The organism is Bacillus sp. DHT2 (genome assembly GCF_026241455.1).
Classification (GTDB): domain Bacteria; phylum Bacillota; class Bacilli; order Bacillales; family Bacillaceae_G; genus Bacillus_A; species Bacillus_A pseudomycoides.
Genome location: NZ_JAPHWH010000001.1, coordinates 114,288 through 136,441, shown reverse-complemented (window position 1 = coordinate 136,441; position 22,154 = coordinate 114,288). Strand labels below are relative to the sequence as shown.

Here is a 22,154-nt window from a genome sequence, read left to right as displayed (position 1 = left end):
ATAAAAAAACATGCCTCGTCTTAGGATTCCCTATTTTACAATCCTATAAATAGACGGAGGTATTTCACAATGAAACAAACAATTTTAGGCGCTATATGTTTATCACTTGCAGCAAGTATTTGGGGTGGTATGTATGTTGTTAGTAAATATGTACTAGACTTTATTCCGCCTCTCACACTTGTCTGGCTTCGCTTTATTATTGCCTTTGTAGTTTTGTACATGATTTTAAAAACGACAAAACGAAAACAAAAAACAACGATACAAATAAATAAAAAAGATTGGCTACTCTTTGCTTGGATTGGCTTCATCGGCTACTTTGTTTCAATTACGTGCCAATTTGTTGGAACAAAATTATCAGATGCGCACACAGGCTCTTTAGTTACATCGGCCACTCCAGCATTTATGGTCGTGTTTGCTACATTGATTTTGAAAGAAAAGTTAACGACTCGCAGAATACTCTCTACCGTCTTAGCTACACTAGGCGTCACAATTGTTATTGGGTGGGATATAGAAGTTGGCTCTTATTTTATCGGCACAATCATTTTAGTGGGGGCTGCGATTACATGGGCTCTACTATCTATTTATGTAAAGATTGCTTCTCAACAATTTTCATCTTTAGTCATTACAACGTACGCAATCTTCTTTTCACTATTTTTCATTACACCCTGCATGATTTTGGAATTACAATCTAATCCAATTGGGGACTTAAATACCACTATCATTTTAGGTATTTTATATTTAGGAATCATCTCGACCGCTGGAGCCTTTTTTCTTTGGAATAAAGGACTTGAGTTAATGGATGCCAGCATCGGTTCATTGTTTTTCTTTTTCCAGCCTATTGTTGGTTCATTATTAGGCTGGTTACTTTTAAATGAAACGTTGAATCGTAACTTTTTTATTGGTGGTGCTCTTATTATATTTAGTGTAATCATTGCCACATTTGAGAAGAAAAACTAACAATATCAAAAACACAGGCTATAAAAAAAATACGGCCTGTGTTTTTGATTATAAAGCTATTACATACATTTATATTGAATTAAACCTAATGTTTCATTTACCTTTTTCTCAAGCAGACCAGTGCGCTGGACGAGAAAGTAAACTTGGTAATTTCGTGTTTGCGTCCCCTTTCGCTGCATTAATCTGGACTTGAGTTAGAAAAATAGTGTCTGTTAGATTTGCTCCACTTAAGTCAGCATCTCGTAAATCAGCACCGATAAAGTCAGCCATTCTTAAATCAGCACCTCGAAGATCAGCAGCAATGAGGTATGCTCCTCTTAAATTCGCTCCCCTAAGATCTGCCCTTCTAAGCTTTATCCCCATGAGATTTGCTCCTCGGTAGTCAGTTCTCTTATTTTTTTTCGTCCCTTTATACCGGTGACGTGACTCCATCCATACTAGTTCACTCGTCCTTAAAAGAAGAGTATTTACATCTGCTCGGTGTAATGGAACATTTATTTTCATTAGTAAATCTGGACTAAGCCTTGAAAGTCGTTCTGTCTCCTCAATCGCGTCACGAAGCTCCCCATAAATCGGACTTGTCACCTTTAACGTTAAAGCTTCATTCAAATACCAAAGCATCTCATGAAGTTGGTGCATAATTGGAAAAACATCATACATTTTCTTTGCCTGTTCTGGACCTTTGCGCCAATCAACTCCCTCAAAGGTAACTTGAGAAACTTTTTGCCCCGCACCAAAGCACTCAAATACAGTACATCCTTTAAAACCTTTCTGCCTAAGGTTTTTATGAATACTGCAACGAAAATCTGATTGTAGATTAGAGCACGGCTTACCACCATCTTTATTAACAGCAAAATCGGCTGAAGCTGCAAAAGGAAGCGCAACACAGCACAAGCCGAAGCAATTCTCACAGTCAGCGCGTAAACTGTTAAAACTCACACCACTTTTTGAATCCAAAAAATTATTATTCTCTAACAAAACATGTACCCCCTGTTGCTGTATTACTTGTTCAATTTTGTATAAATATGTATATAAAAGAAATAGTTTGTAATAAAAGTACCTTCCAACAATTACAAAGCAGTTCCTGTAAACATCTTAAAGAGAGCTTTACCAATCCTTTCATTTCGTGCAATCAAATATATTGCTCTTTGTTTTTGAAAATCCCGGATGGGTATCGTACGCAGTGGCAAATGTTCAATACGTTCTGAAATCGTCCGTGGAACAATTGTAATTCCCGCCCCTGCAGCAACCATCCCAAGAATAAAGTCTCGAAACGATACCTCAGAACTAATATTAGGTTTTACTTCCAATCTTTCAAACTCATCCATAATCGCTCTTCGAATATCGCAACCGATTGGATACATAACTAAATTCTCCGATAACAGCTCCTTTATGGTTACATTTTCTCTTTTACTAAGCGGATGTGTCTTTTGAAAAACTACATCATATGGTTCCACAAACAACTGCCTATTCCAAAGCTTTTTTGGTACCCATTTTTCATCTACTAAACCTACATCTAATTTCCCTGATAAAATATCTTCCATAATCTCTTTAGACATATCATATACTTTCGTTTCTAAATTCATATTCTCACTTTGGCTTCCAACAAGTTTTTCTGGAAGATAGAATGCTGCAAGACTAGGGAGTAAACCTAATATTACACGTACGGATTCTCCCATGTCTTTCATTTCTTGTTTAATGCCATCCCATTCTTTAACGAATGGAATTATTCTTTTTTGAAAATACATACCAGCCTCTGTTAATTCTATACCTTGTGGAGATCTACTTAATAATTCCACTTCTAATTCAGCTTCTAATTTCTTTATCTGCTTACTTACTGCAGGTTGTGTCATATGAAAATGCTCTGCTACTTTTGAAAAACTTTTATACTCTGAGCAAAGTAAAAAACATCGTAACCACTCAATCTCCATCCTCTTTATCCCCTTGTTCAAACTTTTTGTTATACCCTTCAAAAATACTGGAAATTCTCTACTTTTACAATAATTGATATCATTACCATATGGAAAATAAATCATTTTTGAAAAGGAGAATAACAAATGCATCGATTACCTAAAAATGCTGCACTTATTCTAGTTGATATTCAAAAAGGATTCGATGATTCTTACTGGGGACAACGCAATAATATACATGCTGAAACAAACATGGAGCTTATATTACAAACATGGAGAAAAACAAATCGTCCTGTAATTCATGTGCAGCACATCTCAAATAAAGAAAATCACCCATTAAGAAAAGAAAGCAGCGGAAGTGAATTTAAAGACTTTGCTACTCCACTTCCAAATGAACCAGTATTTCAAAAAAATGTGAATAGCGCTTTTATCGGAACCAATTTAGAAGCATATTTACGAGAACACAATTATGAAACTGCCGTCATTATCGGTTTAACAACGGACTATTGCGTATCCACTTCAGCACGTATGGCTGGTAATTTAGGTTTTTCAACTTATGTCGTTTCAGATGCGACAGCTACATTTGGTAGAATCTCATATGATGGAAATTATCATCATGCAGAAGATATCCATAAGCTTGCATTAGTAAGTCTTCATGAAATGTTTGCTACCGTTTTAGCAACTAACAAACTTATAGATTTGCTTTAAATCCCCCTTAATGCATCTTTAAAAGTCACTAAACAATCAATTTCAAAATAAAATAGCACATTTCATTGCAAATGCTAATTTAACTTCCAAATATACTTTCATATGAAAAAGACATATTCTCCCGTTTATATTATCATTAAATTACAAACATTCATACAAGTAGGAGGAAATCATATGGCATTAGAAATGAAAACAAACTGTCAAACTTGCAACACTTCACTTCAAACAGATTCGGAGGCTTATATTTGTACGTATGAATGTACATTTTGTGCACCATGCACAGAAAAAACGAATCAAGTGTGTCCAAACTGCGGTGGTGAATTAGTACGTAGACCAAAAAGGAAACAATAAAAGCAAAGCTACCAGTAGCTTTGCTTTTTCTTTTCCACCGTTTATTCTAAAATTCCTTTTAACTTCTCCCCGATTAACGCTGATAAGTATTCATAGCCAGTCTCTCCAAAATGCAGCCCATCACGATCTTCATTTTCTACAAACTTCTTATACTCTAATTCTTGAATCATATGAGAATGTAAATCAAGAAAATAACTTCCTGTTTGTTTTGCCACTTCTTCCACCACTTTTGCATACTGTGATAGTACTTCATTTGTTCTTGCGTGCTGTCTTTCCTCATCCACTGGTGCCGGGCTAATTAGCAGCACCTTTTCTGGTGAGATTTTTTTCACAATCTCGATTAAATTTCCTTTATATTCTTGTAGTGATACTTGTTTATGAAACGCTGCATCATTCGCACCAAAAAAGGCTGTTACAAATGTCGGCTCATAAGATAACACATCTTCTTCTATTCTTCTCAAAGCATCGAACGTATTATCACCAGAAACACCTGCATTTACTATTTTCCAATCAGGAAATAAATCTTGTAAACGCGGAGTTAATCTAGGTTCGCCATTCCAGAATATTTCACCATCTGTAATACTATCACCAAAACATACTAATGTGTTCATTTCCGTTTCCCCTTTTATGTATGAAATAATTTCCCTTCTAAGGCTGAAATATAGCGCTGTGCCGAACGCTGAACCGCCTCATTTGCATCATCTTTTACTACTCGGTGAAAAGCGTTGTATAAACGATTAAAAGGCAGTGACTTTACTCTTTTAGCCATTTCTTCAACTTTATTTGCTGGTAACGGAATTAAATTTGGATAGCTGTACATAAAGCTCACCCACTGCTGGTCCGCTACAACTTGAATAATATCGCCTGTTAATAAAATCCCTTTCCCTTCACTCCCCTGTGACCAGTGTAAAACAGAACCACCTTTAAAATGTCCGCCTAGACGATGTATAGTGAGTCCATCAGCTAATTGCAATGATTCTCCTGACCAAAAAACAATATGTTTACTCGGACGCATAACCCACTGTTTATCATCTTCATGTATATAGATTGGTACATCGAACCGTTCTGCCCATTCAACTTGAGTAGAATAATAGTGTGGATGGGATAACGCAATCGCATCTAACCCTCCTAATTCTTTTACCTTTTCAATTGTATTTTCATCAAAATAAGTAATACAGTCCCATAATAAATTATATGAATCTGTTTTTACCAAATAAGTTGTTTGGCCAATCGCAAATTCTGGTTTTGTTGTAATACTATAAAGCCCTGTTTCTTCTTCAATGATTTCATTTTTATATGTATTACTCTCTTGTAAATCCTCCAGTGTTGTCCAAGATTGACCTTTCGGATTAATATACTGTCTCTCCTCATTGCAAATCATACAATTCACTGGTTCTTCTACACTTGCTGCATATTGTACGCCACATGTTGTACAAATAAAGTTTTTCATAACATTTCTCCTATCCCCATTTTGTTTTCGATTCTTTTAAGCTGTTATTCTAAAAATAAAGCATTTTATTTCTTTACTGAAGCTCATTTATCCAATAACGCCATGCTATTAAATAGGCTTCTAAATCTTCAGGATGATGTCTGATACAAGTTTCTAATCGAAGGTACAACCCTATTAGTACTTCTTCATATAAAACTTTTCCCTTTGTATTCTTATGAAATACACATTGTTCTACTACATAGTCTATAGTTTCTTTCGTTAAATCTTCAGGCGTCGAACAAAATGCATAAATTAAATCATATATTGGATCTCCCAAAACTGGTAAAGGATCAATCACACCATATAATTTATGCTCCTTAAATATAAAATTATGGAATCCACAATCCCCATGTAATACATATGGTTGATTACTATGTGCCGTTCTATTTGGACTGTGTACTAATTTAAGAACACTATGAAACTCTTCTTGTGTAATGTAAGATTTTACATTCTCATTAGCCTCCATCACTCTGTTTAAAAGAAAATCCTGCCAAGAGTCTACCGGTCCTTCTTTCCATCCCCACTGATCCATACTCATAGCTGTTTTATATCTATCAATCACTTTCTGTACAAGTGTACAAAGAATATCTCTTTTATCCCGAGCATGATAACTTGTGGAACCAGGGATAAATGAATAGACCATATATCTATTGAGCGGGTCTATATACAAAAGCTTAGGAAATATACTTTCATTTTCATAAAAATCAAGAAAATACGCTTCTTCTTCAATGACCTTTGGTTCATTCAACTTTACAACACACTGCTCTTTTCCTTCTAGAAGATACAGTCTACTTGTAGTACCACCAGTTAATTTTTTGTACCCTTTCGGATAATCAGTAATAACTTCATTAACAACCAATTGTTCAATAATTTCCGAAATATTCATTTTTCTCATTCCTATTCTGCACCCGTACTTGAATATCACTACTATTAAATGAAACGACTTTATAATTATTTGACAAATATAAGAAAAAACCTTTAAAAATCCTTATATTATAAAAGAAGGAATCTCTATCTTTCTGAAACCAATAATGCAGCAGCTACTATTTCATCATAAATCTCATTCCACTTTGGATAATACAATGTAACCTCGCTCGGCTTCACAAATATTCTTCTATTCGATTCATACTCTCCATTAAAATCATGAACTTCTGTAATATCCATCCGGTAAAACGGTTGATATCCTATTTTGGGATATGAATCATTTTCATTCCAATTTGGATTTTCACTATGGTCTACAATGATATATCCAAGCAAGGTACATTCCCCTTTCACATACCCTTCTTCCCATGCCTCTCTCTGAAAACATTCTTCTGGCGTTTCCTTCTGTTCAAGATGCCCTCCAGGAAAATCCCAACTACGACTATGATGATCTATTAATACAACCTTATCTTTATAAAAACAAAAACCATGGACACTCGTATAATCCCTTCATAATCTGGTAATGTATTTGCTTTTAGCCATGTTAACTTCCCCCTTGATTCCCCATAGTTCGCGTATATCGTTGGCATTCTCTCCCTCACTCCAAATGCTCTTCATATAATCTAGTAATTTCTAATGCCCGATTTAGCTCTTTTAATTTATAAGCTAAACTTTCCACTCCAAAAACTTCCGTAAACGTATGACTACCAACAATAAGATTGATTCCCTTAAATTTTGCATATTGAACTGTATATAACGTTTTCTCTCCCGTTATATATGTATCGCAACCTTTTTCCAATGCTCTTTTTATAATATTTGTGTTGTTCCCTGCTCCTGTTAAGATTGCTACTCGTTTCACCGGACGATTATGATTCTTCCACGCTTTTACCTTTTCCTCTAATCTCTCTTCTACTCTTTCCACTAAATCATAAAATAAAATAGGAGATTCATATTCTCCAATCCCAGGTAACTCTTCTTCCTCATACGAAGAATATTCGAGTATTTTATCAATCTCAATTTCGTTAAATAATGAAGTGCAAGTTCCAAAATTCACAAAATCTAAAGGTAAGTGTATCCAAAAATGATTGATTTCATATTCTTTTAATTTCTCAACACAAGATTCTTCCATACCGAATAAAAAGCTCCACGGTGCATGATGTGTAATGATCATATCGACTTGATTTACTCGTGCTTCTTCGATTGTTTCCAGCGTTAGGTTCGTTGTATAACCTATTTTACAAAATTCCTCTTTGCTAATATTGGTGAAGCCATATTCATCATCACCATATTTATGAAGATGCTCTCCAAATAACATTTCAATCGAATTTTTAAACCCTGCTATATTCATTTCAATTCTCCTTTTCACACTTCTTTCCCTCATATATATTTTATTTTCACGTAATGAAAACCTGCTTCGAATTAGAAGTATGAAACAATGAGCCCTTCTTGTATTCCCGCCAACTTTTAATTTTGATAAATACGGGCATGCTATAAAAAAATACCTGTACATATTAGGAGGATATATATGAAACCCGATTTTTTACAAGCTGTAAATGAGGCTATCGGTAAGGTTGAGCATCTCCACATTGAAGAAAGCGGAGCAGATAGTTTACTAATTCATCATGATGATGTGAGACAGTTAAAACAGGTTGCCGAAACGTTAGAAAATAACAATTTTCATTCTGTAATGAGACAAAATGGAAATGCCTCTTTTATTGAAGTTTTAAACAGATGAAAAAAGTTCGGTATATGACCGGACTTTTTTCAAATCGAAATTTGAAATTCTTTTACATACACTGCAGTTCCAGAAATCTCAATTTGTAGGGACTCATCTTCCTGCTTCTTTGTTACATAAACAGCGACCCGACCATCTTTATTCATTTCTTGCCCTTGTTCCACAATGAATTTCATTTCACTATTAAAATCTTTTTTCAAAAACTTAGCATAGTAAGCTCCCATTACCCCAGAAGCAGTTCCCGTCACTGGGTCTTCTATCGTTCCAGAATAAGGTGATGAAAAATGACGGCCATGCATATGTGCTGCTTCATCATACGTCTCTAAACAAAGAGGATGAATCGATGCCTTCGGTACTTCTTTTAGAATAGATGGAAACTCTTCATTATTTGGTTTCATTCTTTGAAAAGCATCCAACGTTTTAATTGGAACTAATAAAGTCCAAATTCCAGTACTCCCATACACAATTGGTAGCGTTTCATCTAAATCATTCCCATGAAGTCCAATGCTGTGCGCTAACTCTTCAATGGAACCATCAAACTTTTGAAACTGTGGCGCCGTTTGTCTCATTTTAATAAATGATTCTCCATTTTCATCTATATCTATATGTACTGGTAAAACACTCGCTTTCGTTTCGATTGTGAGATTTCGTTTCCCCTTCAGTAGCCCTCTTTCGTGAAGTGCAAATATAGTTCCCACTGTCGCATGTCCACAAAGATTCATTTCATGCCCTGGTGTAAAATAACGGATCCTTATATCCGCTACATTCGAAGGAAGCACAAAAGACGTTTCGTTAAATCCTACTTTTTTTGCAATAAGCTGCATTTCATCATTAGTTAATCCTTCTGCATCTATTACAAGCCCAGCTGGATTTCCCATATTCGGCTTTGTACTAAATGCATCATAATGGAAAACTTTTATTTCCTTCATTTTCTCATCTCCTGAATTTATTTAAATATTTTGCAATACAATTCCGTTTCTGTCCTTATAGAGCATCCGTTTTTCCAAAAAACCTTTTGCATTTTTTCATTTGTCATATGAGTACTTCCAATATAATAAGTAGCCCCCATCTGTTCTAACATGTATAAAGATTGAAGATGGATATGAGCACTAAGTCCTTTTCCACGTTCCTCCGGCAATAGTCCAAAATAAAATAATCGACCTTCATTCTTCGTACCAGGTTCAATATGAGGAATGGATATTCCAATCGGTTGCTCTTTATCATAAAAAACAATACATGATTTTTCCCACCCCTTACCTAATTCTGCTTGTATAGCATGAAAATGTTCATTAATGTTAAGACTTGATGATTTGTTGTCCGAATCTGACATACATCGTTCCCAAAGCGACTTAAATTCCTCTTCAGACAACGTCCCTACGTCTATAGAGCAAAAATCATACTGTTTTTCTAGAGTTACGCTATCCGAAAGCTTACGAAACACCTCTATTTTCGCTGCATAAAGCTCAAAGCCAAATTCACGTAACACTTTTGCACTCAGAGTATAACTGTTGAAACTTTTATCTAGTAAAATGCTTGCTCTTTTTACATTCCAATTTGAACAAAGCTCTTCAAACTTTTTTATCTGCTCTTTATAATTTTGAGCATCATAAAAAGAATCTTCATCCATTTCTTCAATTGTTACTGCATTTGGCAAACCATTTAATACTTTTTTCGAGGGGCCAAATATGTTTTGAATAGTTGTAAGATTGTACATTGTGTTCACCCTTCTATACAAAAATTGAAACTACCAATCTAACTCTCCTAAAGATGGATCAAACCTCTTCAGGACGATTTTTATAATAAATTAAATAATCAGTCCATTTTGCGTTCTCAAGAGAAAACGCTTTTCTTGTACATTCAAAAACGAATCCTGCTCTTTCCGCCAGACGAATCGATGGCTCGTTATCAACATTTATATGCAGTTCAATGCGATGGAATTTAAGATGATCAAAGAATAAGTCCATAGCGGCCCGTACACTTTCTAAGCTACAGCCCATTTTCCCGTACTGATTATGGATTGAATACCCTATCATCGCCCATTGATAATCCATTCAGTAAACCATTCTTTTGTTGAAGACGACATATCTCGATAACCATCATCATACTTATATTGAGGTGGTAAACGATTGTTGAAACCTTCATACCAACTTATATAATCTTCTTTTAGAACAGGACGGATCATAAGCCTTTCGGTTTCTACTTGTAACAATGGCTGTTTCAATTTTTATCTCTTCCTTTATACTCAAAGACTGAAATTTACGAATCATACTTCCTGCCAAATAATTTATATTATTGGAATTTTCTTTATCATTTTAAATGAAATACAGAATTTAGTAAATTAATAAACATATTCATCATTTCTTGTTCACTTCCCATTATTCCCCCCATTCTAACCGCTAAACCCTGTACAGGGTTAGCAAGAATAGATTCACTAGTTTGTTGTTCTATTTCTAGTAAAGATCAAAAGGTACGAATAGAATAATTATGATGTTACATAGCATATATATAGTCTAGTTGCCTTAACTATAACTAAACAGAAAGCCATGACCGTAACATTCAAATACTTGTCTATTCCCTTTCAAATGTTACTAATATAGGGATTTCCTGTTTAAAAGGAGATGATTGAATGAGGTTAAACCATTTAAATCTATGTGTTGATGATTTATCAGAAGCTAGACATTTCTTTGAGACATTTTTTGATTTTCAATTTTTAGAACAAAAAGGAAAGGCTCTTGTAGTAATGAGTGATGAGAATGGATTTATTCTCGTGTTAAGTGACCCGAAAGCATTCAAAGGGCAAAAGGCTGTTAGATATCCTGAAGCTTTTCATATTGGATTTTTAGTGGAAACTTCAAGTGAAGTTGATCAAGCATATAATCGCTTAGTAGCTGGAGGCATTGAAATAGACAAGGAACCTTATACAATGAGAGGTAGTAGTTATGGATTTTATTTTACAGTATTTAATGGTTTATTAATTGAAGTTTCTTGTCTTGACTATAAAGATGGTAAGAAAGTTTCAAAACCCACTAACACATCTCTTACATAACAACTTTCAACCGAACAAGTCATATCTCATATGAATTAGTCATGAAAAAGGGCCCTCTTTTTTCTATCCGGAGATTTTTTATATTGGAATCCATTCTGTTCAAACTTTATTTCAAACCAATAAAAATATCCCGATACCTATAAAGGATCGGGATATTTTTAAATCATATATAAAGATTACTTTTATTCATAATATAGTTAATATACTCAGCTGCACTTCTTTCGATATCTTCATCCTTTAGTTGGTATTCTGCTCCATACAACGTAAATGTTGGTATGAACTTCATTCCTGTGTATAGACAAGTTGCCTGAAATGGTTTTGTTAGTTCGTTCATTGTAAACCCATCTTTATACTGCGTTTCTAATCCCCCTATAGAAATCGCCAAACCAAATTCTTTATTACGTACTTTATCCCCTGTAGAACCATATGCAAAACCGTACGTCAGCACATCATCAAACCACTTTTTTAATAATGGCGGTGAACTATACCAATAGAACGGAAATTGAAATATATAACGATCGTGTTCTAATAATAGTCTTTGTTCATAATCAACATCGAATTCCCAATTGGGAGCTGCTTTATACAATTCATGTACTGTTATCTCATTAGAATATTTCTCCAATTCTTCTACCCATCTTTTATTAATTCTTGATTTTTCAATATCTGGATGTGCTACAATTACAAGTGTTTTCATAAATTCCCTTCCCCCTTATAAATAAATGAAATCCTTTAGTATTAGTATGTATTAGTTACATACAATTGAAAAGTACGTACTTTCAGGTGCTATAGGAACCTCAAAGTACCTATGGAGGTGTAATATGAAGATGAATCAGAACTTCCCTATCGCTACTACCCTTGAAGTCATCGGAGGAAAATGGAAGAGTAGTATTTTATGCATTCTCATGAACGGAAAGCAGCGGACACACGAACTGAAACGTGCGATCCCAGATATTACACAAAAAGTTCTGACGCAACAATTGCGACAACTTGAAGCTGATGGGATTATCCATCGTACTGTATATCAAGAAGTTCCACCAAGAGTTGAATACACAATAAGCGAATACGGAAAATCTTTAATTCAAATTATGAATGAACTGTGTGAATGGGGAAAAGATCATCAAGTCAAAAGATTATCAAAATAAAAGAACCCTTAAAAGGGTTCTTTTCTATCACTCTTTCAATTTCTCTATTTTATTTGTAATAAATCTAACGTATAAGAAAACAAACTTTTATCCCCTACATCTCCATGCCCTGGGACAACTAATTGTATATTTTCATATCGGTTTATTACATTTCCAACTGAATATGACCATTCGTCTACATATGCATCCGCAACATTCCCTAAATTTTTCGCACCTGCTGATTTTACTAAACAACCTCCAAAAAGAATATTATATTGAGGGAGCCATACTGTTATATTGTCTTCCCCCTAATAAAGCTATACATACAAAAATCAACAAAAACTAACGGGATCTTCTTATCTTCATACTTTTCTAATCGTACAGTTACATAATCTATTCACTCTTGAAATGTGCTATTTGTTCAATAGAACACCTACAATTATTCTAATATCTGCGATGTAGCATAAAAAAAGAACTTGGTGTTTCCCAAGTTCTTTCTCCTCTTTACTCATTAAAGATAAATTCTTTAAACTTCTCTACACTCTCAAAATAATAATCTGATTCCTCTTCCATTCGCTTTCTAATTTTCGGAATATGATGCGACCAACCAGCTGCTGCAAATGTAACGTTGCAGCTCTTTGCCATTTCTAGTGCAGGCTTCAAGTCATCTAATACGATGACTTCATCTTCATGTAGATGAAACATAGACAAAATCTTTTTCACTGGATACGGATGTGGCTTTCTCTGATTTTCTTCTAACTCCCATCCAAACACTGCATCTGGGACAAATCCACAATGCTTTTCATAATCCCTCTTAATGCGACTACTTTCAGAGTGAGAAACAACCGTTACAATTCCGCCCTGTCTCTTGAACTCCCGTACCAATTCAGGAAACCCTTCATAAAAGTCTGGAATTTTCGATTCGGTGTATTTTTTCCAAACTTTTTGTTGGTGCTCTTGCTCTTCTGGTGTAAAACGAATAATATCTTTACATAAACTCAAAAAACCAGGATGAAAACAATTTGAAACAAACTCTTCTAATGATAATGGCGTTTCATTAGGTCTTAAATCTTTTAAAGCTTCTACAAATGATGGATAATGTATATCCGGTGTACTTTTTACTGCTGTATCATCATGATCTAGTATTAAACATTTATATTTTAAGTTCACTTTCTTCCTCCATTACAATCCTACCTATTGCATTCCTTTCTCTATTATCTCATGTTAGCGTCATACCATCCACACTTTCTATCTTTACCACTCTCTATCTCGATTGATTTCCATCTTTTCCTGAAATGCTTCCTCTAAATCAATTTCTAATTTATTCGCTAAATCACACACATTCCAAATTACATCAAACATTTCTAAGCCTATTTCTCTTTTTATATTATCATCATCATTTCGCCTTAATACCGCTTCTGTTAGTTCCCCTAGTTCAGCCATCAAATACATTGTACGCTCCTCAATTGTCGTATCCGCAAACCCTTTTTCTTTACTAAAATTTGATACATACTGCTGAAATTCAGAAAGCTTCACTTTATATTCCCCTTCTCTTTTTATAAATTTCTTCTACCAATCTTTTATCTTCTTTATATTTACAACGATTCGGTTGTCCTTCTGCACGATGGATTCTCAAATTATTTAACTCATACACGACCGAATATAATGTCCCAAAATTATATTTTTTCAGATTCAAACATACATGCTCTTTACTATTCGATAAAATATCCTGTTACAGAATCAGTATGCAGCGGTTTCACAAGATGAATTTCATCATAATAATGTAACGTTTTAATGGATACACCACATATTGTTGAAAACTGTCCAACTGTATACATGTACGATCCCAGCCTTTATTTTCAATTTTTTCCCACTTAATTCATATTTTACTATAGAAAACATTCGTTTCAGACAAATAAAAAACGAGTTTGTATACAACTCGTTTTTTACACCACTTATTCTAATCATTTAAATATTTGTACGAGGCTCCTCCAATCTCTCCTTACTCTTCCAATTGAACAAACTTTCAGCCTTAGTTTGCTGCCCTGGCTTCACAAATAACATCGCTCCCATTGCTATAGCGGCCAAAATGGCAGCTACGATAAACATAGAAGGATAGCCATAACTTACAACTAAGTATCCAGTTAAGGTCGGGGCTAAGATTGTCGCGATATTCGCAATAAAATGCATAATTCCACTATAAGTTCCTGCTTGAACAGGAGCTGTGTCGACAATGATTGCCCAAAATAATGAACTTGGTAAAAAAGCAAATGCATTCCCAAGTGACATAAGTGCTAATGCAGCTACATAATTATCCATCGCTGGAATGAAACTAAAGCAAACCGCTGTAAGGAATAAAGCGATAATCGGCAATCCTGTTCGAGCTAAACGAAGATTTCCTGTTTTACGTAAAATACGATCGGATAGCTTCGCCCCTAACGGTAATGTAATACAAGCTCCAAGCCAAGGAATCATGCCAAGATACCAAAGAGAAGATAATTGAAAATGGAATACATCTTGCAGATATTTCGGTGTCCAAGTTAATATTAAGAAATTGATATATTGAAAGCAAAAATACGCTAACGTAACCATGACGAATGTCGGAACTTTAAAAAAAGAATACCACGGCTCTTTTTGGATCCTTTTCTCTACTTTTACTGATTGAAGCACACCTTCAGAGCTACGAATTTCAGCTAGTTCTTCTTTCGTCACTCGCGGATGATCTTCAGGCATATTTGTAAAAGTAAAATACCAAATAATCGCCCATACAATCCCAATTGCACCAAGGATGAAAAACATCATTTTCCAACTTGTAAAAGAGAGTAACATAACCGCTACTGGTGCAGTTAATACTGCGCCTAACGGAACACCAACAAAACCAAGGGATGTTAGAAAAGCTCTTTCTTTTGGTGCTGCCCAGTTTGCTGCTGTCTTATTCGAAACCACGAAAGATGGACCTTCTGTGAATCCAAATAAAACTCGGAACAGAGCAAATCCTGCTAAAGCAGAGCCTCCAAAAACAGCCATCCCTATTTCTCCAGCAAAAGCGGTCGCAATTTCAAAAATAGACCAAGCGGTTGCTGCTACAATCCATACAAACTTTGGTCCTTTTTTATCCGAAAAAATACCTCCTAATAAAGAACCAAGCATGTAACCGTAACCAAAATAGCCTAATATAGCTCCCCATTCTTTCGGGTCAAATCCATATTCTTTTATAATAAAAGACTGTGCATAAGCAATGGCCCCACGATCAATATAATTCACCATCGTAATTAACGTAAGCATCGCAAAAACATAATAGCGGAATTTATTCTTCATCAAACGCCTCACTCCCCCTCGTATACTTTTGTTTTTCTCTCTAATCCTTTAATAAAATGACATGAACCTTTCCAGGACCATGAACTCCAAAAGCTAATTCCATTTCAATATCACCCGTCCGGCTTGGACCAGTTATAAAATTAATACAAGCAGGTAATCCATTTGGAACGTGTTCATGCACTGCAATCACTCCTTCTGTCAAACGTCTATAAATTGTATGTTCCGAAAGGATCACTACATAAACTGGCGGCAAAACACTAACTAAACGACCACGCCCACCACCATTCCACAAAACAACTGTTCCAGTTTCAGCTAGCCCCATTTCGGCATATGTAATTCCCATATCAACTCGAGCTACATAGTCTCGTAGTTCTCTTTCATCTTCTTTATTCTGCCAAATTCGATAAGGAACGAAATTTTTTGTTAAATACTTTCCTATTTCAAGCTGGTGTAATCTATCATCATCCCAGTACACCGCAGATTGAACATCAAATTTTCCTGCAACATACTGAAGGGCATTCTCTATTTCTGAGCGGTATATATGACTTACTTCTGTATGTAATGCATTCAAGTTTGCAATAAACTGTTCTACTAAACTCTCGTGATCTATCTCTTTAGAAAAATACCTAAGTGGATCGTTATTCCACTTAGGAGGAGTTATCCCGGAGCGACGATTTCGCCCTAGTTTACGTGCGATATTGTTTAAAAAAGATTCTTGTACATCCGTCATGTTATGAATCCCTCTTTTCTTTTTCCCACCAATCTCGGAATGATTGTTTCGCAGGTTTTGGAAAATCTCTGCTTTCTGTCCACCCTTTTAATGGACCAGGGCCATTCGCAATATAACCATCTTTTGCAAATATCGATAAACCAGTGCGAGCCATTTTAACGGCTTTCTCGTAAACAAAAGGATGACTCGCCATAAACGAAAAACCTTTAAAGGCCAGTTGCTCAAATTTCGTTACAAATCCTTGTTCCACCTCATCTTTACGATGCTCAATGAGAAGGTCATGTAATGGAATTCTCACCGGGCAAACATCTGTACATGCGCCGCACAAACTTGATGCAAAAGGCAATTCTTTTAATTCCACATACCCTTCTAATAAAGGAGCTAGTACCGCACCAATTGGTCCGCTATAAGTACTTCCATACGCATGTCCTCCAATATTACGATATACAGGACAAACATTCACACACGCTCCGCACCGAATACACTTCAACACTTCTTGATAAGCGGTTCCTAAAATATTAGAACGACCATTATCTAAAATGATTAAATGAAATTCTTCAGGTCCATCCATATCTTCAGGTAAGCGAGGCCCATTCATTCCCGTTACATAGGATGTAATTTTTTGACCGGTAGCACTTCTAGTTAACATCGAAACGACAACATCAAGATCTTGCCATGTCGGAACAAGGCGCTCCATTCCCATAATAGCAATATGAACTTTTGGCAATGTAGTGGTAAGGCGAGCATTTCCTTCATTACTTATTAGAACAACGGATCCAGATTCTGCCACAGCAAAATTACAACCTGAGATACCAATATCAGCCTCTAAAAATTCTTTACGCAATTGCTCCCGAGCAAATTGTAGTAATTGATTTGTATCAACTGGTATTTCCCTTCCAGCCTCCTTAGAAAAAAGCTCTGCTACTTGTTCCTTCGTCTTATGAATAGCTGGAGCAATTAAATGTGATGGAGCTTCTCCCGCTAATTGAATGATATACTCTCCGAGATCGGACTCTACCACTTTTACCCCCATTTCTTCTAAGTTTTTATTGAGATGTATTTCTTCCGAAACCATGGACTTCGATTTAATAATTGTTTTTGCTCTTTTTTTTCTCACGATTTCAGAAACATACAATACGGCATCTTCTGCTTTGAAAGCAAAATGGACATGCCCCCCATTTTCCCGAACATTTGTAGCTAATTGTTCCAAATAACTATCTAAATTTTCAATTGTATGCATCCGAATTTCAGATGCTGCCTCACGCCATTCCTCAAGATTTCCTAATTCATGTGTAGCTTGTTCCCGTCCCATCCGAAGCCTATCTTGTGTAAATGGAACCGCACTTCTCATCTGCGAATCGTGTATGGCTTTATCTACTCTTTCCAAAAATTCTAGTTCTCCCACTACACTCATTTGTTCAGCTCCTTCGCCAGTACTTCTGCTATATGTAACACTTGAATGTCTTTATTTTTTCTGCGTAGCCGCCCTCCAATATTCATAAGACATCCCAAATCTGCCCCGATTAAGAGATTGGCTTCTGCTGCCTCAATATGTTTTATCTTTTCATCAACCATTGTTTCAGAAATCGGGCTCATTTTCACTGCAAAAGTACCACCAAAACCGCAGCAATCTTGGCAATATGGTAATTCTTTTACGTCTAGGTCTTCTACTTGTGATAGTAACTTAAGTGGTTCATCTTTTATCCCAAGTCCGCGACTCATATGACACGATTGATGAAAAACGGCTGTCTCAGCTAGCTTAGATTTTAAATTACTTGTTCCGAGTACATTCATTAAAAAATCCGTCAGCTCATACGTCCTATCCACTAAACGAACTGCTTTTTCATACCATTCACTATCATCTTTAAACATTTCTTTATAATAATGATGGATCATGCTAGCACAAGATCCTGAAGGAGTCACAATATATTCACTATGCTCAAATGCTTTTATCATTTGTTTCGCTGCCGCTTTAGCTTCTTTTTGATATCCACTATTGTAGGCAGGTTGCCCGCAGCAAGTTTGTCCTTCAGGAAAATCTATTTCTACTCCACATTGCTCCATAACTTCCACAACACTCTTACCTACTTGAGGAAAAAACACATCGGATAAACATGTAATGAATAACGAAACTTTCATAAATATTCCTCCTCAGAACGATACAATCTACTTTCAAGTTATTAATACACCGAAAAAATATTTTTAATTTTTAGAATTTTCTACATTTAATTTGTTTTATTTATGATATCATGTGACGTATTATATAAAAACTATTTATAAGGTTGTTTTTGTATATAAAAAAGGTATAGAAAGAGGGTTGGAAATGGATATAAGACAACTTCGTTACTTTATTGTAATCGCCGAAGAAAGACAGCTTACCCGTGCTGCTCATCGACTTCATATGGCACAGCCACCTCTAAGTAGACAACTATCGTTACTAGAACAAGAATTATCAGTAAGCCTCTTTGAAAGAAACGGTCGAAATATGCATTTAACTGAAGAAGGTAAAATATTATATAGGAAAGCAAAAAGTATTATCCAACAATTAGAGGAAACAATTACAGAGATTAAAGATACCGGTGAAGGATTACGAGGAAATCTGTCTATTGGCGCATTTCATTCGTGCATTCCTTTTTTATCTGAAAAAATCAGCTATTTTCAAGAGAACTATCCAAATGTAAACTTAAAAATATGGGAAGGTGGTCCTTTATACTTAATAGAGCAATTAGAAAATCGGAATATTGAACTCGCTGTCTTACGTACCCCTTTTAATAAGAAGGCTTTTTCTAGTATTTGTGTATCAAAGGAGCCATTCGTATTAGTCATGCCTGCAAAATGGGAGCTTCATCATTCAAATCTTCCAATCTCCATAACTAAACTAGATCATATCCCCCTCTTACTTTTACATAAAGATAAAGAAGACAGTTACCATCAGCTCGTCATTGATGAATGCAATCGTCATGGTATAAAATTAAATATAGCATGTGAATGTCCCGACTCTGCATTTGTACTTATGCTCATCATGGCTGGGATCGGAGCCTCGATTCTACCTAAAAGTGCTGTATCTTATATCCCGCAAGAATTTATCAGAATAGTAGATTTAATAGATTTCCCATTCCAATCTGAATCATCAATAATCTGGTTGAAAGATCGGAAACTCTCTAACAGTGCTAGACGATTTATAGAATGCACATAAAGTGAAACTTTAATCAGTGGGGGTTTTCTCCATCCCCCACTGATTATTAGTTGAACCAATCGGGCTTTTACGAACAGTTCATCTCCCACCTAACTTCTTCGCTTCCGCTGAATTTTGAGGTGGGAGTGTTACTGCCTGTTAATGCGGGATAAGAATGATTTCGGAGGTGTAATCATGGCCCTATTCGCTTCTCCATCATTATGTATCATCGCTATAATTTCTTTCGCATCATCTTACTTTGTAGGAGTAAAACAGTATACTTGGCTCTTATCTGGATTTAACGAAAAGCGTGTACAAGATAAGCAAAAACTAGCAAACATGGTTGGGCTTTATAACTTAGCAGCTGGTGTTATTGCGGCAATTGGTAGCGTCTTCACTACGCCCAACATACAAATTATTGTTCCTATTATTATCGTTGGACATGTTGTATTAGCAGCTTATGTGAACACAAGAATGGTTCACTAATCCTTCTAAAAAGAAGGCTCTGTTAAGGGGAAATGGTGAACAAAGCATTTAATAACTTATTAAAGCATATGGACAAACTATCTCAAACGAAAAAAGAGCAAGCTTTTCAATGAGAGAAACACTCTGTTGAACCTACATCCTCTGTTGGTGGTCGTCTAATCAATGAAATGAGAAAAACGTATGACGGTTTACGCTTATCAAAATTCAATATGTAGTCCTTATTGAACTAACAGTCGGAATGGTTGAACACCGTTCGATATTGTTATAATATTCAGATTAAACCTGACCATAGCAGTATTTAAACTTCAGGGAGGAGATTTATATGTCTTTAAAAGTCGGAGATATAATTACGTTTGAACGAACTTTTACAGTAAAAGATGTTGAATTATTTACAGAGGTTTCAGGTGATGAAGGGATTCACCATATAACCCCAGATGAACAGGGAAGACTTGTAACTCAAGGGTTACTAACGGCAACTCTACCAACGAAAATAGGTGGAGATAATAACGTACTGGCTCGTACTATGAATTTTGAGTTTTTAAGACCTGTATTTACAGGGGATACAATAATTTGTGAAGCTAAAATTGAAAAGTACGAAAGGCAAGAAAATCATAGAACAGCTATTATCGCATCCTTTTTATGTAAAAATCAGAATAAAAAAGTAGTATTAAAAGGCAACTTTTCAGGTGTAATACTGTGAATTCTTTCTACCTTCTTCAATTAACTGGAGCGTTAGAATCTGATTAGCAACATTAAAATTTAACAGAGCGAAAAAGAAAAAAGATAAGCAAATTTGCTTATCTTTTTTCTGCTTTCCATTCAGTATAATCCATATTAAGATATGGATCTATTTATATTGTTATAAAGAATCCACATATTCTTTCGCTTCCAGCAATGAATACCCAAATGCTTCGCGCGCTTTCTTAACTGCTGTAATTGTTTTTCCATCTTTCACAAGCTGCCGCAGTTCATTATTAATTTCGGGCTCTACCTCTCTAATTCCCATTTGTTTTGTTATTAATTCTAATCTAGTTTCCATACGCTTTAGTCTAGCATCCGTTCTTTTTTCCATTTGCTTTAATTTTTCTCCAATATAAATGGCTCCAAAAACAATAAATGGTATTACAATCCAAAATTCCATATTCTCCTCTCCTTACAATCTATGTATTTCGCACCAATGTTCAATATCAAAATTTTACCATGAAATGAATTTCATATATAGTTATTACATTGATGTGAAGGAGGACATCCACTATGATTCGTTACCTCAAATTTTCATTGCAATTTGTCGTCCTTTGCATTGTATTGACTTTACTATTCGATATGATTGGCTGGTTCATTTTCAAAAAAAAAATCGAAAATAAAACAGTTATCATCCCGCTCATTATGGCAGGATGGACTTTATACATATTTCGATACAAGACTCCCTCAAAAACACCATAATACTACTGCCCTCATCTTAAACAAATGAGGGCATTTATCTGGATCCCTTTACTTCTTAATGGATATATTACATTCTCCTTGTCTATTTATCTCAATCTGTTTTTCGCTATCAATTTCTATTAGTAACGGATGAACCGCTGCATCTAACTCTGAGAAAAACCACCGACGCCCTGATGGCCCTAATAATAAGTAGACTCCGTTTTCTCCCATAAAATGAAAACCATCACTTAACGCTTCTCCGTCTCTTACTGAAATCCCATATTCTATCAATTGGTTCCCTACTGCATAGTGTCAATTTGAGGATGATTGAATCCATTTGTGAACGAACAGGTATTTCTCTTGATCGCACACTCATGAGTCTACAATATTGCGGAAACACCTCTGCTGCTTCTATCCCATTAGCACTTGATGTTGGGTTAAGAGATGGAAAAATCAATAATGGTGACACTTTACTTTTGTATGGATTCGGTGGAGGCCTTGTACATGCAGGACTAATTTTAAGATGGAATATATAAGTACGTAACATAAAGGCTGATGTTTTATCACATCAGCCTTACAAATCATTTATGTATCTTTCAACTCTTTATTGGGTCATTACATTTGTGGTGAAATTAATGCATTGATTTCGTCTTTGATCTAACGAAAAAGCTAACTATTCTCTCTCTTTATATCTTACTTTTAACATTCCGCTCCCAATCTAGTTAAATACGATACATCGCATTATATTCCTTTATTTAACATTTCATTTATTATATAGTGAATGT

General features: G+C 35.3%; 29 protein-coding genes and 5 pseudogenes. 12 read left to right on the top strand and 22 right to left on the bottom strand.

Going from position 1 to position 22,154, the window contains the following annotated elements; genetic code table 11:
* Positions 1 to 69 precede the first annotated feature (69 nt).
* A complete protein-coding gene (locus ORL93_RS00750) occupies positions 70 to 957 on the top strand; it encodes a DMT family transporter (protein WP_097794018.1) in 888 nt (295 codons plus the stop codon).
* A gap of 108 nt (positions 958 to 1,065) precedes the next feature.
* On the opposite strand, the gene ORL93_RS00745 is transcribed toward ORL93_RS00750, so the two are convergent.
* Positions 1,066 to 1,935, bottom strand: a complete 870-nt coding sequence (locus ORL93_RS00745; protein ID WP_097794019.1) for a pentapeptide repeat-containing protein — start codon at positions 1,933 to 1,935, stop codon at positions 1,066 to 1,068.
* A gap of 92 nt (positions 1,936 to 2,027) precedes the next feature.
* The gene (locus tag ORL93_RS00740; protein ID WP_033798965.1) at positions 2,028 to 2,888 is read right to left on the bottom strand and encodes a LysR family transcriptional regulator; all 861 of its coding nucleotides are present in this window, start codon (positions 2,886 to 2,888) and stop codon (positions 2,028 to 2,030) included.
* Between the two features lie 126 nt (positions 2,889 to 3,014).
* Between ORL93_RS00740 and ORL93_RS00735 the strand changes: the two genes are divergently transcribed.
* Positions 3,015 to 3,575: a cysteine hydrolase family protein gene (locus ORL93_RS00735; protein ID WP_097794020.1), complete on the top strand. Its 561-nt coding sequence runs from the start codon at positions 3,015 to 3,017 to the stop codon at positions 3,573 to 3,575.
* A 174-nt stretch (positions 3,576 to 3,749) separates the two neighbouring features.
* Positions 3,750 to 3,926: a DUF1272 domain-containing protein gene (locus ORL93_RS00730; RefSeq protein ID WP_006095268.1), complete on the top strand. Its 177-nt coding sequence runs from the start codon at positions 3,750 to 3,752 to the stop codon at positions 3,924 to 3,926.
* A 41-nt stretch (positions 3,927 to 3,967) separates the two neighbouring features.
* On the opposite strand, the gene ORL93_RS00725 is transcribed toward ORL93_RS00730, so the two are convergent.
* The 5 genes and pseudogenes from ORL93_RS00725 to ORL93_RS00705 all read right to left on the bottom strand — a co-directional run bounded on the left by ORL93_RS00725 (position 3,968) and on the right by ORL93_RS00705 (position 7,684).
* A complete protein-coding gene (locus ORL93_RS00725; RefSeq protein ID WP_097794021.1) occupies positions 3,968 to 4,537 on the bottom strand; it encodes an SGNH/GDSL hydrolase family protein in 570 nt (189 codons plus the stop codon).
* A gap of 14 nt (positions 4,538 to 4,551) precedes the next feature.
* Positions 4,552 to 5,376: an MBL fold metallo-hydrolase gene (locus tag ORL93_RS00720; RefSeq protein ID WP_097794022.1), complete on the bottom strand. Its 825-nt coding sequence runs from the start codon at positions 5,374 to 5,376 to the stop codon at positions 4,552 to 4,554.
* 73 nt (positions 5,377 to 5,449) lie between these two features.
* The gene (locus ORL93_RS00715; RefSeq protein WP_265958727.1) at positions 5,450 to 6,301 is read right to left on the bottom strand and encodes an aminoglycoside phosphotransferase family protein; all 852 of its coding nucleotides are present in this window, start codon (positions 6,299 to 6,301) and stop codon (positions 5,450 to 5,452) included.
* Between the two features lie 125 nt (positions 6,302 to 6,426).
* Positions 6,427 to 6,926, bottom strand: a pseudogene (locus ORL93_RS00710) (NUDIX domain-containing protein).
* Positions 6,927 to 6,934: 8 nt separating this feature from the next.
* Positions 6,935 to 7,684: a Nif3-like dinuclear metal center hexameric protein gene (locus tag ORL93_RS00705; RefSeq protein ID WP_097794024.1), complete on the bottom strand. Its 750-nt coding sequence runs from the start codon at positions 7,682 to 7,684 to the stop codon at positions 6,935 to 6,937.
* A 177-nt stretch (positions 7,685 to 7,861) separates the two neighbouring features.
* On the opposite strand from ORL93_RS00705, the gene ORL93_RS00700 reads away from it, so the two are divergent.
* Positions 7,862 to 8,071 carry a hypothetical protein gene (locus ORL93_RS00700; protein WP_003198717.1) on the top strand — a complete coding sequence of 70 codons (210 nt, stop codon included), beginning with the start codon at positions 7,862 to 7,864 and terminating at the stop codon, positions 8,069 to 8,071.
* A 29-nt stretch (positions 8,072 to 8,100) separates the two neighbouring features.
* On the opposite strand, the gene ORL93_RS00695 is transcribed toward ORL93_RS00700, so the two are convergent.
* The 3 genes and pseudogenes from ORL93_RS00695 to ORL93_RS00685 all read right to left on the bottom strand — a co-directional run bounded on the left by ORL93_RS00695 (position 8,101) and on the right by ORL93_RS00685 (position 10,292).
* Positions 8,101 to 9,000 (bottom strand): PhzF family phenazine biosynthesis protein, encoded by a 900-nt coding sequence (locus ORL93_RS00695; RefSeq protein ID WP_003207769.1) that lies wholly within the window; start codon positions 8,998 to 9,000, stop codon positions 8,101 to 8,103.
* 17 nt (positions 9,001 to 9,017) lie between these two features.
* The gene (locus ORL93_RS00690) at positions 9,018 to 9,785 is read right to left on the bottom strand and encodes a GNAT family N-acetyltransferase (RefSeq protein ID WP_097794025.1); all 768 of its coding nucleotides are present in this window, start codon (positions 9,783 to 9,785) and stop codon (positions 9,018 to 9,020) included.
* Between the two features lie 58 nt (positions 9,786 to 9,843).
* Positions 9,844 to 10,292, bottom strand: a pseudogene (locus tag ORL93_RS00685) (GNAT family N-acetyltransferase).
* Between the two features lie 405 nt (positions 10,293 to 10,697).
* Here ORL93_RS00685 and ORL93_RS00680 point away from each other — a divergent pair.
* Positions 10,698 to 11,117: a VOC family protein gene (locus tag ORL93_RS00680; RefSeq protein ID WP_018766260.1), complete on the top strand. Its 420-nt coding sequence runs from the start codon at positions 10,698 to 10,700 to the stop codon at positions 11,115 to 11,117.
* A gap of 163 nt (positions 11,118 to 11,280) precedes the next feature.
* On the opposite strand, the gene ORL93_RS00675 is transcribed toward ORL93_RS00680, so the two are convergent.
* Complete coding sequence (locus ORL93_RS00675) at positions 11,281 to 11,811, bottom strand: NAD(P)H-dependent oxidoreductase (protein ID WP_097794026.1); 531 nt, start codon at positions 11,809 to 11,811, stop codon at positions 11,281 to 11,283.
* Between the two features lie 124 nt (positions 11,812 to 11,935).
* On the opposite strand from ORL93_RS00675, the gene ORL93_RS00670 reads away from it, so the two are divergent.
* Positions 11,936 to 12,259, top strand: coding sequence for a winged helix-turn-helix transcriptional regulator (locus tag ORL93_RS00670; protein ID WP_003207774.1), 324 nt, complete (start codon positions 11,936 to 11,938; stop codon positions 12,257 to 12,259).
* A gap of 44 nt (positions 12,260 to 12,303) precedes the next feature.
* Here the strand turns inward: ORL93_RS00670 and ORL93_RS00665 are convergent.
* The 9 genes and pseudogenes from ORL93_RS00665 to ORL93_RS00625 form a co-directional block, all read right to left on the bottom strand.
* Positions 12,304 to 12,543, bottom strand: a pseudogene (locus ORL93_RS00665) (MBL fold metallo-hydrolase); the annotation flags it as partial.
* 199 nt (positions 12,544 to 12,742) lie between these two features.
* A complete protein-coding gene (locus tag ORL93_RS00660; protein WP_003198733.1) occupies positions 12,743 to 13,408 on the bottom strand; it encodes an HAD family hydrolase in 666 nt (221 codons plus the stop codon).
* An 84-nt stretch (positions 13,409 to 13,492) separates the two neighbouring features.
* A complete protein-coding gene (locus tag ORL93_RS00655) occupies positions 13,493 to 13,774 on the bottom strand; it encodes a MazG nucleotide pyrophosphohydrolase domain-containing protein (protein WP_006095256.1) in 282 nt (93 codons plus the stop codon).
* A 1-nt stretch (position 13,775) separates the two neighbouring features.
* The gene (locus ORL93_RS00650) at positions 13,776 to 13,934 is read right to left on the bottom strand and encodes a hypothetical protein (protein WP_231398750.1); all 159 of its coding nucleotides are present in this window, start codon (positions 13,932 to 13,934) and stop codon (positions 13,776 to 13,778) included.
* Between the two features lie 16 nt (positions 13,935 to 13,950).
* On the bottom strand, positions 13,951 to 14,076 hold the full coding sequence (locus tag ORL93_RS00645; protein ID WP_006095255.1) for a MerR family DNA-binding transcriptional regulator: 126 nt from the start codon (positions 14,074 to 14,076) through the stop codon (positions 13,951 to 13,953).
* Positions 14,077 to 14,206: 130 nt separating this feature from the next.
* A complete protein-coding gene (locus tag ORL93_RS00640) occupies positions 14,207 to 15,556 on the bottom strand; it encodes an MFS transporter (protein ID WP_097794070.1) in 1,350 nt (449 codons plus the stop codon).
* 40 nt (positions 15,557 to 15,596) lie between these two features.
* The gene (locus ORL93_RS00635) at positions 15,597 to 16,286 is read right to left on the bottom strand and encodes a LutC/YkgG family protein (protein WP_265958427.1); all 690 of its coding nucleotides are present in this window, start codon (positions 16,284 to 16,286) and stop codon (positions 15,597 to 15,599) included.
* Position 16,287: 1 nt separating this feature from the next.
* On the bottom strand, positions 16,288 to 17,700 hold the full coding sequence (locus ORL93_RS00630) for a LutB/LldF family L-lactate oxidation iron-sulfur protein (RefSeq protein ID WP_097794028.1): 1,413 nt from the start codon (positions 17,698 to 17,700) through the stop codon (positions 16,288 to 16,290).
* A complete protein-coding gene (locus ORL93_RS00625; protein ID WP_265958426.1) occupies positions 17,697 to 18,425 on the bottom strand; it encodes a (Fe-S)-binding protein in 729 nt (242 codons plus the stop codon). The genes ORL93_RS00630 and ORL93_RS00625 overlap by 4 nt, the downstream gene beginning before the upstream one ends.
* Before the next feature lie 184 nt (positions 18,426 to 18,609).
* Here ORL93_RS00625 and ORL93_RS00620 point away from each other — a divergent pair, with 184 nt between their 5' ends.
* The 4 genes and pseudogenes from ORL93_RS00620 to ORL93_RS00605 all read left to right on the top strand — a co-directional run bounded on the left by ORL93_RS00620 (position 18,610) and on the right by ORL93_RS00605 (position 20,647).
* Positions 18,610 to 19,482 (top strand): LysR family transcriptional regulator, encoded by an 873-nt coding sequence (locus tag ORL93_RS00620; protein ID WP_265958425.1) that lies wholly within the window; start codon positions 18,610 to 18,612, stop codon positions 19,480 to 19,482.
* Positions 19,483 to 19,656: 174 nt separating this feature from the next.
* Positions 19,657 to 19,947: a DUF3784 domain-containing protein gene (locus ORL93_RS00615; RefSeq protein ID WP_265958726.1), complete on the top strand. Its 291-nt coding sequence runs from the start codon at positions 19,657 to 19,659 to the stop codon at positions 19,945 to 19,947.
* A gap of 35 nt (positions 19,948 to 19,982) precedes the next feature.
* Positions 19,983 to 20,126 (top strand): annotated as a pseudogene (locus ORL93_RS00610) (IS1595 family transposase); the annotation flags it as partial.
* A gap of 143 nt (positions 20,127 to 20,269) precedes the next feature.
* Positions 20,270 to 20,647, top strand: coding sequence for a hotdog domain-containing protein (locus ORL93_RS00605; RefSeq protein WP_003198751.1), 378 nt, complete (start codon positions 20,270 to 20,272; stop codon positions 20,645 to 20,647).
* A gap of 159 nt (positions 20,648 to 20,806) precedes the next feature.
* On the opposite strand, the gene ORL93_RS00600 is transcribed toward ORL93_RS00605, so the two are convergent.
* Positions 20,807 to 21,088, bottom strand: coding sequence for a hypothetical protein (locus ORL93_RS00600; RefSeq protein WP_097794032.1), 282 nt, complete (start codon positions 21,086 to 21,088; stop codon positions 20,807 to 20,809).
* Positions 21,089 to 21,201: 113 nt separating this feature from the next.
* Here ORL93_RS00600 and ORL93_RS00595 point away from each other — a divergent pair, with 113 nt between their 5' ends.
* A complete protein-coding gene (locus tag ORL93_RS00595) occupies positions 21,202 to 21,390 on the top strand; it encodes a hypothetical protein (RefSeq protein ID WP_098160618.1) in 189 nt (62 codons plus the stop codon).
* Positions 21,391 to 21,438: 48 nt separating this feature from the next.
* On the opposite strand, the gene ORL93_RS00590 is transcribed toward ORL93_RS00595, so the two are convergent.
* Entirely contained in the window at positions 21,439 to 21,660 is a 222-nt protein-coding gene (locus ORL93_RS00590; RefSeq protein WP_255262403.1) for a hypothetical protein, read from the bottom strand.
* A gap of 14 nt (positions 21,661 to 21,674) precedes the next feature.
* Between ORL93_RS00590 and ORL93_RS00585 the strand changes: the two are divergent.
* Positions 21,675 to 21,905, top strand: a pseudogene (locus ORL93_RS00585) (3-oxoacyl-[acyl-carrier-protein] synthase III C-terminal domain-containing protein); the annotation flags it as partial.
* Positions 21,906 to 22,154 lie beyond the last annotated feature (249 nt).